Below are 15,703 nucleotides of genomic sequence, written 5' to 3'. Positions count from 1 at the left end.
CACAGCCCGGGTACCGGACCGGGGCCAGCCCCACACGGTCCGGGCGAAGCCCGGGGTACCGGACCAGGTCGGGGCGCAGCCCCACACCGCCCGGTCGCGGCCCGGGTACCGGACCGGGTCCCGGGCACGGCCCCCGCAGGGTCCGGGCGAAGCCCGGGTACCGGACCGGGTCGGGGCGCAGCCCCACACCGTCCGAGCGCGGCCCGGGGTACCGGGCGGGGTCCGGGGCGGAGCCCCGGTTTCGGGAAGGGGCGGGGTGGGGAACAGCTCCGCGCAGCGGCCCCGCCCCACCCGCAGAGCCCCACACACCACAACCGACAAGAAGGCGGCACCACCATGGGCATGACGACACCCCAGGTCGTCGTCCACCGCGACAAAGACCTGATGGCCCAGGCCACCGCAGCCCGGCTGATCACCAAGATCGTCGACGCACAAGCCGCCCGCGGCACCGCCTCCATCGTGCTGACCGGCGGCCGTAACGGCAACGGCCTCCTCACCGCCCTCGCCGCCGCCCCCGCCCGGGACGCCGTCGACTGGAGCCGCCTCGACCTCTGGTGGGGCGACGAGCGGTACCTCCCCGCCGACGACCCCGAGCGCAACCACACCCAGGCCCGCGCTGCGCTGCTGGATTCCGTCCCGCTAAACCCCGCCCGCGTACACGTCATGCCCGCCTCCGACGGCCCGTACGGCACCGACGCGGACGCCGCAGCCGCCGCCTACGCGGAGGAGCTCCGCGCCGCGGCCACCCCCGAGGACCACGGCCCGGTCCCGCAGTTCGACGTGCTGATGCTCGGGGTCGGCCCCGACACCCATGTCGCGAGCCTGTTCCCCGAGCACCCCGCCACCTACGAACAGACCCGCACCGTGGTCGGCGTACACGGTGCGCCCAAGCCGCCGCCCACCCGGATCTCCCTCACCCTGCCCGCCATCCGGTCGGCCCGCGAGGTCTGGCTCCTCGCCGCCGGCGAGGACAAGGCCGGGGCGGTCGCGATCGCGCTCGGCGGGGCCGGCGGGGTGCAGGCCCCGGCCGCAGCCGCGCACGGGCGGTCCCGCACCCTCTGGCTGCTCGACCGCACCGCCGCCGCGAAGCTGCCCCGCGGGATGTACCCGCCCGCGCTCTCCTGAACCCGGAGAGCCCGGAGGAATCGGAAAGCCGGACCTCACCCTCACGCAAGAGCGCCGCCCACCGGACCACCGGTGCGCGGCGCTCTTCCGCTCAGAGGATCAGAGGATCAGAGGATCAGCCGGTCAGCGCGCCCTCAGGACCGGCCCCGCAGCTCCCGGTACCTCGCGACCAGCGCCTTCGTCGACGGGTCCAGGCCCGGCACCTCCGTGCCCGCGACCAGGGCCGGCTCCACCCGCTTCGCCAGCACCTTGCCGAGCTCGACGCCCCACTGGTCGAAGGAGTCGATGTTCCACACCGCCCCCTGGACGAACACCTTGTGCTCGTACAGGGCGATCAGCTGCCCCAGGACCGACGGGCTGAGCTCGGTGGCCAGGATGGTGGTCGTCGGGTGGTTGCCGCGGAAGGTCTTGTGCGGGACCAGCTCCTCGGCGACGCCCTCCGCGCGGACCTCGTCCGGGGTCTTGCCGAAGGCCAGCGCCTGGGTCTGCGCGAAGAAGTTGGCCATCAGCAGGTCGTGTTGGGCGGCCGGCCCCGGCGGGAGTTCGGCGACCGGGCGGGCGAAGCCGATGAAGTCCGCCGGGATCACCTTGGTGCCCTGGTGGATCAGCTGGTAGTAGGCGTGCTGCCCGTTGGTGCCGGGGGTGCCCCACACCACCGGGCCGGTCCCCCAGTCGACCGGATTCCCGTCCCGGTCCACCGACTTGCCGTTGGACTCCATGTCCAGCTGCTGCAAGTAGGCCGTGAAACGCGACAGGTAGTGGCTGTACGGGAGCACGGCATGCGACTGGGCGTCGAAGAACGCGCCGTACCAGATGCCCAACAGGCCCATCAGCAGAGGGGCGTTGTCCTCGGGTGCGGCGGTCCGGAAGTGCTCGTCGACCAGTCGGAAGCCGGCCAGCATCTCCCGGAAGGCGTCGGCCCCGATGGCGATCATCAGGGAGAGGCCGATCGCGGAGTCGAAGGAGTACCGGCCGCCGACCCAGTCCCAGAACTCGAACATGTTCGCCGGGTCGATGCCGAACTCGGTGACCTTCTCGGCGTTCGTCGACAGGGCGACGAAGTGCCGGGCCACCGCCGCGTTGTCGCCGCCCAGCCCCGCCAGCAGCCAGGCGCGTGCCGAGGTCGCGTTGGTGACCGTCTCGATGGTGGTGAAGGTCTTCGAGGCGACGATGAACAGGGTCTCGGCCGGGTCGAGTCCGCGGACCGCCTCGTGCAGGTCCGCGCCGTCCACATTGGAGACGAACCGCAGCGTGAGGTCCCGGTCGGTGAAGGCGCGCAGCGCCTCGTAGGCCATCGCCGGTCCGAGGTCGGAGCCGCCGATGCCGATGTTGACCACGTTGCGGATCCGCTTGCCGGTGTGGCCCTTCCACTCCCCCGACCTGACCCGGTCGGAGAAGGCGGCCATCTTGTCCAGGACCGCGTGCACGCCCGGGACGACGTCCTCCCCGTCCACCTCGACGACCGTGCCGGCCGGCGCGCGGAGCGCGGTGTGCAGGACCGCCCGGTCCTCGGTCGTGTTGATCTTCTCGCCGCGGAACATGGCCTCGCGGAGTTCCGCGACGCCGGTGGCCGCCGCGAGTTCCCGCAAGCGTGCCAGCGTCTCGTCGGTCACCAGGTGCTTGGAGTAGTCGATGTGCAGGTCGCCGACCTGCAGGGTGTAGCCGGTGCCCCGGCCCGGGTCCGCCTCGAACAGCTCCCGCAGATGTGTCTGCCCCAGTTCTTCCCGGTGCTTGCCGAGTGCCAGCCACTCGGGGGTCCGGTTGAGCCTGCTGCGGCCGTCTGCGTTCATCTCGGACATCAACCCACTTCTTCCGTCCTGTTGTGCCCCGCCACCCCCCAACTTAAAGGATCAGAACCGGACCGAGGCACACAAACGGGCCCGGCCCGCTGGAGAAGCTCTCCAGCGGGCCGGGCCCGAAGTCCTGCACGGTTCAGATCTCGCCGCGGAGCTTGGCGAGGGCTTCGGCGAGGATCGCCTCGCCGTCGGCGTCGGTACGGCGCTCCCGTACGTATGCCAGGTGGGTCTTGTACGGTTCGGTGCGCGGCGGCGCCGGGGGGTTGTCCCGGTCCTGGCCGGCCGGGAATCCGCAGCGCGGGCAGTCCCAGGTGTCCGGGACCTGCGCATCGCTGGCGAAGCTCGGCTGCGTCTCGTGCCCGTTGGAGCACCAGAAGGAGATGCGCAGGCGGGGTGCGGACTCGCCGCGCTCGGCCTCGCCCATCGGCCCCGCTCCGACCCGACTTCCACGGATCGCGTTGCCACTTGCCACGGTCGTAACTCCCTGCGTGATGGTGCCGCGAAGCGTGAGTGTACCGCGCTGTACCCGAGTTGGGGTCAGCTGCTGGACTTCATCAGCAGGCCGAGAGCGACAATGCACGCGAACCACAGCAGACCGATCACCACGGTGATCCGGTCGAGGTTGCGCTCGGCGACCGAGGAACCACCGACGGAGGACTGCATACCGCCGCCGAACATGTCGGAGAGGCCGCCGCCCTTGCCCTTGTGCATCAGCACCAGCAGCATCAGCAGCAGGCTGAAGACGATCAGGGCGATCGAGAACCCCATAATCACGGCTGGACCCTACTTCCTTGGAATTGATGCGGGGGCCAGGGGCTGCTGTTTCAGCCCTCCTGGCCCCCGCAAGGGTACGACGGATCCGTCCTACCGCATACTCACGGCCACCCTACTGGTCGCGGAACCGGACGATCTTGACGAACTCGTCGGCGTCCAGCGCCGCGCCGCCGATCAGGGCACCGTCGACGTCCGGCTGGGCCATGATCGCGGCGATGTTGCCGGACTTCACCGAGCCGCCGTACTGGATGCGGACCTTGTCGGCCAGTTCCTGGGAGTACAGCTCGGCCAGCCGGCCGCGGATCGCCCCGCAGACCTCCTGGGCGTCCTCGGGGGTGGCCACCTCGCCGGTGCCGATCGCCCAGACGGGCTCGTAGGCGATCACGATGGACTCGACCTGCTCGGCCGGGACGTCCTTGAGGCCGCCGTCGACCTGCGCCAGCGTGTGCGGGACCTGCCGGCCGGCCTTGCGGACGTCCAGGCCCTCGCCGACGCAGAGGATCGGCGTGAGGCCGTGCTTGAAGGCGGCCTTCACCTTGGCGTTGCAGATCTCGTCGGTCTCGCCGTGGTACTGGCGGCGCTCGCTGTGGCCGACGGCCACGTACGTGCACTTCAGCTTCGACAGCATCAGGCCGGAGATCTCACCGGTGTAGGCACCGGAGTCCTGCGCCGAGATGTCCTGGGCGCCGTACTTGATCTTCAGCTTGTCGCCGTCGACCAGGGTCTGGACCGAGCGGAGGTCGGTGAAGGGCGGCAGCACCGCGACCTCGACGGCCTCGTAGTCCTTGTCGGCGAGCGCAAAGGCGAGCTTCTGGACGTGGGCGATGGCCTCGAGGTGGTTGAGGTTCATCTTCCAGTTGCCCGCCATCAGCGGGGTACGGTCAGTCACTTTTGTTCAGTCCTCCAGAGCGGCGAGGCCGGGAAGCGTCTTGCCCTCGAGGTATTCGAGGCTGGCGCCGCCACCGGTCGAGATGTGGCCGAAGGCATTCTCGTCGAAGCCCAGCGTACGGACGGCCGCGGCGGAGTCGCCGCCGCCGACGACGGTGAAGCCGGGGCTGTCGAGCAGGGCCTGGGCGATGGCCTTCGTGCCCTTGGCGTAGTCGGGGTGCTCGAAGACGCCCACCGGGCCGTTCCAGAAGACGGTCTCGGCATCGGCGATCTTCGAGGCGTAGAGCTCGCGGGTCCTGGGGCCGATGTCCAGGCCCTCCTTGTCGGCGGGGATCTTGTCCGCGTCGACGGTCTCGTAGTCGGCCGGGGTCTTGCCCTTGAGGTCCGGGAAGTCCGCGGAGACCAGCACGTCCACCGGGAGGACCAGCTCGACGCCGTTGGCCTCGGCGCGGGCCATGTACTCCGTGACCTTGTCCACCTGGTCCTTCTGGAGCAGGGAGATGCCTACCTCGTACCCCTTGGCGTAGAGGAAGGTGTAGGCCATGCCGCCGCCGATCAGCAGGCGGTCGGCCTTGCCGAGCAGCTCGTCGATGACGGCGAGCTTGTCGGAGACCTTGGCGCCGCCGAGGACGACCACGTACGGGCGCTTGACCTCGGCGGTGAGCTTCTTGAGGACACCGACCTCGGTGGCGATGAGGTAGCCGGCCGCGTGCGGGAGGCGCGCGGGCAGGTCGAAGACCGAGGCGTGCTTGCGGTGCACGGCGCCGAAGCCGTCGCCGACGTAGAGGTCGGCGAGCTCGGCGAGCTCGTCCGCGAAGGCGCCGCGCTCGGCGTCGTCCTTCGAGGTCTCACCGGCGTTGAAGCGCAGGTTCTCCAGGACGGCGACCCTGCCGTCGGCGAGGGCGGCGACGGTCTCCTTGGCGGAGGCGCCGACCGTGTCGGTGGCGAACGCGACGTCCGCGCCGAGCAGTTCGCCGAGCCGCCGGGCGGCGGGGGCGAGCGAGAAGGCCGGGTCCGGGGCGCCCTTGGGGCGGCCCAGGTGCGAGGCGACGACCACGCGGGCGCCGGCCTCGGCGAGCTTCGCGATGGTCGGCAGCACGGCGCGGATGCGGCCGTCGTCGGTGATGGTGCCGTCGGAAAGCGGCACGTTGAGGTCGGCGCGGACGAAGACCCGCTTGCCGGAGACACCCTCGGAAAGCAGTTCGTCGATCGTCTTCATGTGTTTCTGACTCCTTCGAAGCTTCAAAGCCCGGACCAAGGTAAACGAGGCAAGCAACAGGGCTCGCACAGCGCTTCGTCGCGCTGCCCGAGCCCTGTGCTTCACATCGCGGTGCCTGTGCCCTGGGGCTTAGAGCTGGCCGCCGACGAAGACGGTGAGGTCGACGAGGCGGTTGGAGTAGCCCCACTCGTTGTCGTACCAGCCGACGACCTTGACCTGCTTGCCCTGGACCATGGTCAGGGAGGAGTCGAAGGTGCAGGAGGCCGGCCAGTTCACGATGTCGGAGGAGACGATCGCGTCCTCGGTGTAGTCGAGGATGCCCTTGAGCTGGCCCTCGGCGGCCTTCTGGAAGGCGGCGTTGATCTCGTCCTTGGTGACCTCGCGGTCGAGCTCCAGGACCAGGTCCGTTACCGAGCCGGTCGGGACCGGGACGCGCATGGCGATGCCGTCCAGCTTGCCCTTGAGCTGCGGGAGGACCAGCGCGGTGGCCTTGGCGGCACCGGTGGAGGTCGGGATGATGTTCTCGGCGGCGGCGCGGGCGCGGCGCAGGTCCGAGTGCGGGAAGTCCAGGATCCGCTGGTCGTTGGTGTACGCGTGGACCGTGGTCATCATGCCCTTGACGATGCCGAAGTTCTCGTCGAGAACCTTGGCCATCGGCGCCACGCAGTTGGTGGTGCAGGAGGCGTTGGAGATGACGTCGTGGCTGGCCGCGTCGTACTTGTCCTGGTTGACGCCCATCACGATGGTGATGTCCTCGTTCTTGGCCGGAGCCGAGATGAGGACCTTCTTCGCGCCGGCGGCGAGGTGCTTGGCGGCGTCCTCGCGCTTGGTGAAGATGCCGGTGGACTCGATGACGATGTCGGCGCCCAGCTCGCCCCAGGGGAGCTTCGCGGGGTCACGCTCGGCGAAGGTCTTGAAGGTGTTGCCACCGACGGTGATCGTGTCGTCGGTGTGGCTGACCTCGGCCTTGAGGCGGCCCAGGATGGTGTCGTACTTGAGCAGGTGCACCAGGGTGGCGTTGTCAGTCAGGTCGTTGACACCGACGATCTCGATGTCCGCCCCCTGTTCCAGGAGCGCCCGGAAGTAGTTGCGGCCGATACGGCCAAAACCATTGATGCCTACGCGGATCGTCACGAACCGATCTCCTCGTTGGTGCGCCGGTCTGGACGCCGGCGATCTGAATGGGATGTCCCCGACCGCTTACGACCCTACCTCTCCGTGAGGCTCCGAGTGACATCGACTGTGACCCGACGCGCCCCGGCGGCCCGTACCCATGTGCCCGGTACGGGCCCTCCGGGAGGTCGCCCTCCGTCACTCAGGGTCAGGATCGGGTCAGCGGTGCAGTGAACGCAGTGCCTTACCGATCAGTACGGCTCGGTCCCCGGCCACCGGGAGGTGTTCGAGGCCGAAGCCGAGCAGCACCGTGTCACGGGTAGTGACGGCGGCGAAGGACTTGAAGAGCTCTCCGGTACGGGACCAATCGCCCGGAACTTCGGGACTTCCGGCAGGTGCACCCTGGGCCGTCCAGCCCCCCAGCGAGGTTTCGAAGCCCTCCGCGGCCTGGTCGGTGCCGCCGACGGACAGCCGTGCCTCGTCAGTGAACACGCCCCGGCCGCCGGAGCCGGGGTCGGTGATGTAGGAAAGGGAGAGTTCGACCTTCTTGCCCGCGTATGCACTCAAGTCGAACTCGACCTGCTTCCAGCCGGCGGAGGAGCCGGTGAAGCTGTTCCACGTCCCGCTGCTGCCGGCCGGGGTGCAGCCCGCTGCGCCCCGGGTCAGGTAACGGCCCAGGAAGGGATGGCTGTCGAGGAAGAACCCGGCCTCGCATTCCGCGGGCACGGTGGTGGTGGTCAGCCCGCCGGCCTCGGGCAGCGTGGTCCAGTCGTCGCCGCCCGCGGTACGGGCCTCCAGGACGGCGTGGTCGTAGCCCGGCTCGGTGTTCCAGTGGAGGGCCGTCTTCAGGACCGGCTTGTCGGCGGCGGTGACCCCGGTGAGGTCCACCGTCCGGGACAGCCGCTGCCAGTCGTCGTCCTCGTGGGTGGCCGAGGCCATCCCGGTGCCCGCATACGGGGCGTACGGGTTGGTCACCCCGGCGTACTGGCCTGCCTGAGCGCTCTTGAACTGCGGGAACTGCGCGGGGGCGAGGCTGTCGGAGGTGATGGTGTAGGAGCCGGGGGTGTCCAGCGGGTTGCCCTCGGCGCCCGCCAGCCCGCCGGCGGCTCCGCCCAGTGCGCCCGCGCCGGTGAAGCCGTGGGGGCCCTTGACTGCGGCGCGCCCGTAGGCGCCCAGCCAGTACTGGCTGAAGTCGTCGGTGACGGCCGGGCCGACCTGGGCGTTGCCGCCCGCCCGCTCACCCGCCTCGATCAGCTTGCCGCCCTCGTTGAGGAAGGCGCGGAGCGCGAGCTGGGTGGGGCCTCCGGGGCTCCGGTCGCCGGTGTAGTGGACGGCGGTGGAGAAGTGGGAGAGGACCCCGAGCCGGTGCGGGGCGCCCTGGACGGCGACGTCCCAGACGGCGGCCTGCCGGCCGTTCGCGCGCAGCGCGTCGACATAGGCCTGGGCGTGCCGGGCGGCGGCCCCCTCCTCGGCGATCACCAGGACGTCCGCCCGGGGCCGTTCGGCCACGGTGTAGGTGAAGTGCTCGCTGGAGACCCGCTTGCCGGTGGTGCGGTCGCGGCCGGTGAACCAGACCTCGACCGTGTCCCCCGGCCGGGCGTCCTCGACCTCGGCCCGGTATTCGTCGAACCAGAGGTTGTCCTCGCCGCCGTAGGTCTCGCCGCCCTTCCAGGCCTCGAGGTCCTCGTCGTGGGTACGGCCGCCGTTGATGCGGTAGTTGAGCTCCTTGTCGCGGAGCGACGTGCGGGCGGTCACCGCGATCTCCTGGTCCTGGCCGCGGCCGGCCCAGGAGGTGGTGAAGGGATCGAGGGTGAAGTCCGCGGCGTTCAGGCCGACGACGGAGGCGGGCCGGTCGGGGTGGCCGGCGGTTTCGGCGACGGACAGCGCGAAGGGGATGTTCTTGGCGAACTCCGCCTGGATGAGCTTCTCGTCGTCCGGGAAGTTGAACCCGGAGGCGCAGTCCTCGGGCCGCCACGGGTCATCGGGATCGCTCTGCGAGGCGGTCCGGCAGGTGGTCATCTCGGGCGTGAACATCATCATGCCGTTGACGTTGGCGGCGTGGCCGTCGGCCTCGCCGTTGGTGGTGTACAGCTCGGAGGAGAGCTGTGGGTGGTAGCCGGGGACCGCAGGGTTCTCCGGGGTGCCGGCGAGCGCCTTGTAGAGCACGTCGTCGGGGGTGGGGGTGGCCACCTGCCAGCCGACGCCGTAGAGGAGCAGCTCGGCGGCGGAGTGGTAGTTGATGCCGTACTCGAAGCCGATCCGCTTCTGGAAGCGGTCCAGGGCGACGGTCTCGGGCTCGGAGCCCGGGCCGGCGCCGCGGAAGGTCTCGCTGGACTGGTTCGGCGAGGAACCCTCGTTGTCGTAGCCCCACTTGTAGGAGAAGTTCCGGTTGAGGTCGACCCCGTCTCCGGTGGTGATCCTGCCGTCGCCGTTGTTGTCCCGGAGGTTCTTGCGCCACAGCCGCTCGCCGTCGGGAGCGTGGGTGAAGTCGTAGCCGTCCGGGTTGGCGGAGATCACGAACCAGAGCTCGGTGGAGTCGACCAGCTGTGTGATGCGCCGGTCCTTGCCGTAGTTGTCGAGGTAGTGGTGGAGCAGCCGCCTGGTCATCTCCGGCGTGATCCACTCGCGGGCGTGCTGGTTGGACATGTACAGCACGGCGGGCTTGGCGCCGTCCTTGGCCTGCCGGGCGTTCTTGCTGACCTTGACGGCCAGGATGTCCTTGCCCTGGACGGTCTTGCCGAGGGAGACGACCTTGGCGAGGCCGGGGTGGGTCTGGCCGGTCCGGACGATCTCCTCCTGGAGGCCGCCCTTGCCGCTGTACGGGCGGAAGACGCCGTCTCCGGCGGCCCGGGCGCGGGCCGAGGCTCCGGCGGGGGCCCTGTGTTCGGCGAGCTTGATCCCCTGGGCGCCGAGGGCTCTGGCCTGGGCCCCGGTGAGGAAGAGCTCGACCTTGGCGGTGCCGTGCTCGGGGGCCCGTTCACCGAGCTCGTGGGCGTCCTGGCCGGCGGCGAGGACGAGCGGTACCTGTTCCCGGGTGATGTCGGCGTCGTAGACCCGTACCTCGTCGGCGGCCACGTCGGGGCCGGCGGGCCGGTCCTGGGACCGGGACGGGGACTGGGCCTGGGCCGCCATGGGTGCGGCGGCGAGTGAACCGATGACGAGTGCGCTAGCGGCGAGGATCGATCTCGCGCGGTGCCTCATATGCCCCCCTGGGCGTCGTCAGCCACGAAAGCGTCGGACGCCAGGCTCACGACCGCGGCATGGGCGTGTCAATGGGGCGTGCCGGTCGTGCAGGCGATCGTGTCCGGTACGGCCCGCGGTGTGGCGCGGTCGTGCCGCCCTGCGGGCACGACCGCCCACCCGGGCGCCTCAGCCGCTCAGGTTGTCTGCCATTTCCTCGGTGAGGTTCGACTCGGTGCCGGGGATGCCCAGGTCCTGGGCCCGCTTGTCGGCCATCGCCAGCAGGCGGCGGATCCGGCCCGCGACCGCGTCCTTGGTCAGCGGCGGGTCGGCGAGCGCGCCGAGCTCCTCCAGGGAGGCCTGTTTGTGCTCCATCCGCAGCCGCCCGGCCGCGGCGAGGTGTTCGGGGACCTCCTCGCCGAGGATCTCCAGGGCCCGCTGCACCCGCGCACCGGCGGCCACCGCGGCCCGCGCCGAGCGGCGCAGGTTGGCGTCGTCGAAATTGGCCAGCCGGTTGGCGGTGGCGCGGACCTCGCGCCGCATCCGGCGCTCCTCCCAGGCCAGCACCGACTCGTGCGCGCCGAGCCTGGTCAGCAGGGCCCCGATCGCGTCGCCGTCCCGGACCACGACCCGGTCCACCCCGCGCACCTCGCGCGCCTTGGCGGCGATGGAGAGCCGCCGGGCGGCGCCCACCAGGGCCAGGGCGGCCTCCGGGCCCGGGCAGGTGACCTCCAGGGAGGAGGACCGGCCGGGCTCGGTCAGCGAGCCGTGGGCCAGGAAGGCACCGCGCCAGGCCGCCTCGGCGTCACAGGTGGCCCCGGAGACCACCTGCGGGGGCAGACCCCGGATGGGCCGTCCGCGGCCGTCCACGAGCCCGGTCTGGCGGGCGAGCTGGTCGCCGCCGGCGACCACGCGTACGACGTACCGGCTGCCACGGCGCAGCCCGCCGGGGGCCATCACCACCAGGTCGGAGGAGTGGCCGAAGATCTCCAGGATGTCCTTGCGGAGCCGGCGGGCCGCGATGCCGGTGTCCAGCTCCGCCTCGATGACGATCCGCCCGCTCACCAGGTGCAGCCCGCCCGCGAACCGAAGAATCGCCGAGACCTCCGCCTTCCGACAGCAGGTCCGGGTGACGGGGAGCCGCGAGATCTCATCCTTCACCGCTGGCGTCATCGCCATGGGCCGATCCTTCCATGCATCCGAAAAATACGGTCGTACGCGGCGGCCAGCAGCTCCGGGTCGTGCTTCGGGGAGCCGTCCTCCCTGGCCACCGGCGCCAGCTCGACCGCGGCACCGAAGCGTTTTGCGGCATCGGCGAGGGACTCGCGGTCGGGCACGGCGGCCTGGTCGGCCAGCACCACGTCCAGGGCGAGTTTAGGGGCGTGTCGGGCCAAAACCTCCAAATGACGCTGCGGAGAGAAGCCCTCTGTTTCGCCGGGTTGCGGTGCGAGGTTCAGCGAGAGGACCCGCCGGGCCTTCGTCCGGGACAGCGCGTCGAGCAGTTCGGGCACCAGCAGGTGCGGGATCACGGAGGAGAACCAGGAGCCCGGGCCGAGCACCACCCAGTCGGCGTCCAGCACCGCCTCGACGGCCTCCGGCACGGCCGGCGGGTCGGACGGAACCAGGTGCACGGACTGCACCTCGCCGGGGGTGAGGGCCACCGTGGCCTGCCCGCAGACGGTGTCCACGTCCTGCGGGCGGGCCGGGTCGTGGCCGCGGACCAGGGCCTGCAGCTCCAGCGGGACCGCCGACATCGGCAGCACCCGCCCCTGCGCCCCGAGCAGCTTCCCGACCAGGTCGAGGGCCTGGACGTGATCGCCGAGCTGTTCCCAGAGGGCGACGATCAGCAGGTTGCCGACCGCGTGCTCGTGCAGGTCGCCGCGGGACTCGAAGCGGTGCTGGATGACCCGGGACCAGGTCTGGCCCCAGTCGTCGTCCCCGCACAGCGCGGCCAGCGCCTTGCGGAGGTCGCCCGGGGGCAGTACGCCGAGCTCCTCGCGGAGCCGGCCGCTGGAGCCGCCGTCGTCGGCGACGGTCACCACGGCCGTCAGGTCCCCGGTGATACGGCGCAGCGCGGCCAGGGAGGCCGACAGGCCCATGCCGCCGCCGAGGGCGACCACCTTGGGCTGGGCGCCGCGCCGGCGGGCCGCCCGGGACGTTTCGTCACGCCCCGCGGTCAGCCGGCGCAGGCGGCGCAGCCGCAGGCTCCGTCCGGTCACTCGCGCCCCATGTCCCGGTGTACCACGACGGTCTCGACTCCCTCGGAGGCGAGGCGGGCTGCGAGCTTCTCGGACATGGCCACGCTGCGGTGCTTGCCGCCGGTGCAGCCGACCGCGATGGTCACGTAGCGCTTGCCCTCGCGGCGGTAGCCGGTGGCGATGAGCTGGAGCAGCTCGGCGTACCGGTCGAGGAACTCCTTGGCGCCCGGCTGGTTGAAGACGTAGCCGGACACCTCCTCGTTGAGGCCGGTGAAGGGGCGCAGCTCCGGGACCCAGTGCGGGTTGGGGATGAACCGGCAGTCCACCACGAGGTCGGCGTCCACGGGGAGGCCGTACTTGTAGCCGAAGGACATGACGGTGGCGCGGAGCTCGGGCTCCTCGTCCCCGGCGAACTGGGCGTCCATCTTCGCGCGCAGCTCGTGCACGTTCAGGCTGGAGGTGTCGATCACCAGGTCGGCGTCCCCGCGCAGCTCGCGCAGCAGGTCGCGCTCGGCGGCGATGCCGTCGACGATACGGCCGTCGCCCTGGAGGGGGTGCGGGCGGCGGACCGACTCGAAGCGGCGGACCAGGGCGTCGTCGGAGGACTCCAGGAAGACGATGCGCCGGGTGACCCCGCGGGAGTCGAGGTCGGCGAGGGCCTCGCGGAGTGCGTCGAAGAACTGGCGGCCCCGGACGTCGACGACGACGGCGATCCGCGCCACATTGCCCTGGGAGCGGGCGCCCAGCTCCACCATGGTGGGGATGAGGGCCGGCGGGAGGTTGTCCACGACAAACCAGCCGAGGTCCTCGAGGCACTTGGCGGCCGTGCTCCGGCCTGCTCCGGACATGCCGGAGATGATCACCAGCTCGGGGATGGCCGCCTCGGCGGCCTCGCCGGGCTCCACTGTCGTGCCCGTACTCACCTGTGCTCCGTCTCGGTCGTGCGCGGTCATTTCTCGGCTCCCCGTTCGGATCCCGGTGCGGACACCGGCTCAGATCCCCGCTCGAATACTGTCTCGGATCCCGGCTCCGGTCCCGGCTCGGGTTCCGCTTCCGATCCCCCCTCGGACGAGGGTCCCGCAGGCACGGGGCCCACAGGGTTCTCATCCTCAATGATCTCTCCTGTCGCCGTGTTGACGGCAGGGCCGGCGGGGGCGGCCTGGGCGAGGGCCACGGCCACGGTCTCGGCCGTCTTCCGGCCTATGCCCGGGACCTCGCAGATCTGGTCAATTGTGGCCTGTCTCAGCTTCTTCACCGAACCGAAATGCTTGACGAGGGCCTGTTTGCGGCTTTCGCCGAGGCCGGGTACCTCGTCCAGCGGTCCGGCCTTGAGCCGCTTGCCCCGCTTGCTCCGCTGGTACTGGATCGCGAACCGGTGGGCTTCGTCACGCACCCGCTGGAGCAGATACAGCCCCTCGCTGGTGCGGGGCAGGACGACCGGGTCGTCCTCGCCGGGCAGCCAGACCTCCTCCAGCCGCTTGGCCAGCCCGCAGACGGCGACGTCGTCGATACCGAGCTCCGCCAGGGCCCGCGCGGCGGCGGCGACCTGCGGCTGCCCGCCGTCGACCACGACCAGCTGCGGCGGGTAGGCGAACCGCTTGGGCCGTCCGTCGTCCTCGGGCCGGATCTCGCCGGAGCCGTCCTCCTCGCCCTCCCACTCCCCCGTCTTCAGCTTCTCCTGGAGGTACCGGCGGAACCGCCGGGACACCACCTCGTGCATGGACCGTACGTCGTCCTGCCCGGCGAAGCCCTTGATCTGGAACCGCCGGTACTCGCTCTTGCGGGCCAGCCCGTCCTCGAACACCACCATCGAGGCGACCACGTCGTCCCCCTGGAGGTGCGAGATGTCGAAGCACTCGATGCGCAGCGGGGCACTGTCCAGCTCCAGGGCCCCGGCGATCTCCTCCAGGGCCCGGGAGCGGGTGGTGAGATCGCTCGCGCGCTTGGTCTTGTGCAGGGCGAGGGACTGCTGGGCGTTGCGGTGGACGGTCTCCATGAGGGCCTTCTTGTCGCCGCGCTGCGGGATGCGCAGGCTGACGTTGGACCCGCGCCGTCCGGCGAGCCACTCGCTCAGCGCGGGGGCGTCCTCCGGCAGGGCCGGGACCAGCACCTCCTTGGGCACGCTCTCGCCGCTCTCCTCGCCGTAGAGCTGCTGGAGGGCGTGCTCGACCAGACCGGCGGTGTCCACGGCCTCCACCTTGTCGGTGACCCAGCCGCGCTGGCCGCGGACCCGGCCGCCGCGCACGTGGAAGATCTGCACGGCGGCTTCGAGCTCGTCCTCGGCGACCGCGATCAGGTCGGCGTCGGTGGCGTCGGCGAGCACGACGGCGTTCTTCTCCATGGCGCGCCGCAGCGCCCCCATGTCGTCGCGCAGCCGGGCGGCCTTCTCGTACTCCATCTCCTCGGCGGCCTCGTGCATCTGCTTCTCGAGGCGGGAGAGGTGGGTGCCGGTCTTGCCGGCCATGAACTCGCAGAAGTCCTCGGCCAGTTCCCGGTGCTCCTCGGGGGTGACCCGGCCGACGCAGGGCGCCGAGCACTTCCCGATGTAGCCGAGCAGGCAGGGCCGGCCGATCTGGGCGGACCGCTTGAACACCCCGGCGGAGCAGGTGCGTACGGGAAACACGCGGAGCATCAGGTCGACGGTCTCGCGGATGGCCCAGGCATGGGCGTACGGCCCGAAGTAGCGCACGCCCTTCTTCTTGGGGCCGCGCATGACCTGGACGCGGGGGTACTCCTCGTTGAGGGTGACGGCGAGGGAGGGGTAGCTCTTGTCGTCGCGGTACTTGACGTTGAACCGGGGGTCGTACTCCTTGATCCAGGAGTACTCCAGCTGAAGCGCCTCGACCTCGGTGGCCACCACGGTCCACTCGACGGAGGCGGCGGTGGTCACCATGGTCGCGGTACGGGGGTGCAGGCCGGCCACGTCCTGGAAGTAGTTGGCCAGGCGCTGGCGCAGGCTTTTGGCCTTCCCGACGTAGATCACCCGGCGGTGCTCGTCGCGGAAGCGGTAGACGCCCGGGGAGTCGGGGATCTGGCCCGGTTGGGGGCGGTAGCTGGAGGGGTCGGCCATGCCAACCACCCTACTGGCGCGGTCGGACAAGGGGGGCGGTGGCCGGTGGCGGCCGGCGGGGGGGGTGACCGGGGTGGGACGGGCGCGGGGCGGCGCCCGGGCCCTGCTGCGGCGCGGGTCCGCTCTGGCCCGGGGCCGGGGCCCGGCCCGGCGTCCGGACCCGGCCCGAGCCCTGGCCCCGCTCCGGCCCGGGCCCGGTCTTGCCCGGGGCCGAGCCTGGCTTCGGGGCCGCGTCCGGGCCCTGGCCCCGCTGCGGCGCGGGTCCGCTCTTGCCCGGGGCTGGGCCGGGGCCGGCGTACGGGTCCGGGCTGGGCTTCGGGGTCGGCGTCCGGCCGCGGCG

12 protein-coding genes are annotated in these 15,703 nt (G+C 71.3%); 1 reads left to right on the top strand and 11 read right to left on the bottom strand.

What is annotated here, in order from left to right:
• The first annotated feature begins 342 nt into the window (after positions 1–342).
• Positions 343–1,125, top strand: a complete 783-nt coding sequence (pgl, locus tag DEJ50_RS25585; protein WP_150210452.1) for a 6-phosphogluconolactonase — start codon at positions 343–345, stop codon at positions 1,123–1,125.
• Between the two features lie 134 nt (positions 1,126–1,259).
• On the opposite strand, the gene pgi is transcribed toward pgl, so the two are convergent.
• From pgi to uvrC, 11 genes are all read right to left on the bottom strand, one after another.
• Positions 1,260–2,915, bottom strand: coding sequence for a glucose-6-phosphate isomerase (gene pgi, locus DEJ50_RS25580; RefSeq protein WP_150212357.1), 1,656 nt, complete (start codon positions 2,913–2,915; stop codon positions 1,260–1,262).
• A 142-nt stretch (positions 2,916–3,057) separates the two neighbouring features.
• Positions 3,058–3,393, bottom strand: coding sequence for an RNA polymerase-binding protein RbpA (locus DEJ50_RS25575; protein ID WP_007263454.1), 336 nt, complete (start codon positions 3,391–3,393; stop codon positions 3,058–3,060).
• 65 nt (positions 3,394–3,458) lie between these two features.
• Positions 3,459–3,695 (bottom strand): preprotein translocase subunit SecG, encoded by a 237-nt coding sequence (secG, locus tag DEJ50_RS25570; RefSeq protein WP_150210451.1) that lies wholly within the window; start codon positions 3,693–3,695, stop codon positions 3,459–3,461.
• A gap of 112 nt (positions 3,696–3,807) precedes the next feature.
• Positions 3,808–4,584 carry a triose-phosphate isomerase gene (gene tpiA / locus DEJ50_RS25565; RefSeq protein ID WP_150210450.1) on the bottom strand — a complete coding sequence of 259 codons (777 nt, stop codon included), beginning with the start codon at positions 4,582–4,584 and terminating at the stop codon, positions 3,808–3,810.
• 6 nt (positions 4,585–4,590) lie between these two features.
• Positions 4,591–5,802, bottom strand: coding sequence for a phosphoglycerate kinase (locus tag DEJ50_RS25560; RefSeq protein WP_150210449.1), 1,212 nt, complete (start codon positions 5,800–5,802; stop codon positions 4,591–4,593).
• Between the two features lie 129 nt (positions 5,803–5,931).
• Positions 5,932–6,936: a type I glyceraldehyde-3-phosphate dehydrogenase gene (gene gap, locus DEJ50_RS25555; protein WP_150210448.1), complete on the bottom strand. Its 1,005-nt coding sequence runs from the start codon at positions 6,934–6,936 to the stop codon at positions 5,932–5,934.
• Between the two features lie 198 nt (positions 6,937–7,134).
• Positions 7,135–10,116 (bottom strand): M14 family metallopeptidase, encoded by a 2,982-nt coding sequence (locus DEJ50_RS25550; protein ID WP_150210447.1) that lies wholly within the window; start codon positions 10,114–10,116, stop codon positions 7,135–7,137.
• Between the two features lie 168 nt (positions 10,117–10,284).
• Complete coding sequence (gene whiA / locus DEJ50_RS25545) at positions 10,285–11,274, bottom strand: DNA-binding protein WhiA (protein WP_150210446.1); 990 nt, start codon at positions 11,272–11,274, stop codon at positions 10,285–10,287.
• On the bottom strand, positions 11,265–12,314 hold the full coding sequence (locus DEJ50_RS25540) for a uridine diphosphate-N-acetylglucosamine-binding protein YvcK (protein ID WP_150210445.1): 1,050 nt from the start codon (positions 12,312–12,314) through the stop codon (positions 11,265–11,267). Before DEJ50_RS25540 ends, whiA begins: the two co-directional genes overlap by 10 nt.
• The gene (rapZ, locus tag DEJ50_RS25535; protein ID WP_150210444.1) at positions 12,311–13,246 is read right to left on the bottom strand and encodes an RNase adapter RapZ; all 936 of its coding nucleotides are present in this window, start codon (positions 13,244–13,246) and stop codon (positions 12,311–12,313) included. Before rapZ ends, DEJ50_RS25540 begins: the two co-directional genes overlap by 4 nt.
• Positions 13,243–15,363 carry an excinuclease ABC subunit UvrC gene (uvrC, locus tag DEJ50_RS25530; RefSeq protein ID WP_150210443.1) on the bottom strand — a complete coding sequence of 707 codons (2,121 nt, stop codon included), beginning with the start codon at positions 15,361–15,363 and terminating at the stop codon, positions 13,243–13,245. The genes rapZ and uvrC overlap by 4 nt, the downstream gene beginning before the upstream one ends.
• Between the last annotated feature and the right edge of the window lie 340 nt (positions 15,364–15,703).

The sequence above is a fragment of the Streptomyces venezuelae genome (genome assembly GCF_008642295.1).
Classification (GTDB): Bacteria; Actinomycetota; Actinomycetes; order Streptomycetales; family Streptomycetaceae; genus Streptomyces; species Streptomyces venezuelae_C.
The sequence above is the reverse complement of the archived record's forward strand: the minus strand, read 5'-3'. Positions and strand labels throughout refer to the sequence as shown.

Excerpts from the sequence above, each read along its gene's own strand:
- DEJ50_RS25560 (WP_150210449.1), bottom strand. The coding sequence starts at position 5,802 with ATGAAGACGATCGACGAACTGCTTTCCGAGGGTGTCTCCGGCAAGCGG.
- rapZ (WP_150210444.1), bottom strand. The coding sequence starts at position 13,246 with ATGACCGCGCACGACCGAGACGGAGCACAGGTGAGTACGGGCACGACA.
- uvrC (WP_150210443.1), bottom strand. The coding sequence starts at position 15,363 with ATGGCCGACCCCTCCAGCTACCGCCCCCAACCGGGCCAGATCCCCGAC.
- pgi (WP_150212357.1), bottom strand. The coding sequence starts at position 2,915 with ATGAACGCAGACGGCCGCAGCAGGCTCAACCGGACCCCCGAGTGGCTG.
- pgl (WP_150210452.1), top strand. The coding sequence starts at position 343 with ATGACGACACCCCAGGTCGTCGTCCACCGCGACAAAGACCTGATGGCC.
- whiA (WP_150210446.1), bottom strand. The coding sequence starts at position 11,274 with ATGGCGATGACGCCAGCGGTGAAGGATGAGATCTCGCGGCTCCCCGTC.
- DEJ50_RS25550 (WP_150210447.1), bottom strand. The coding sequence starts at position 10,116 with ATGAGGCACCGCGCGAGATCGATCCTCGCCGCTAGCGCACTCGTCATC.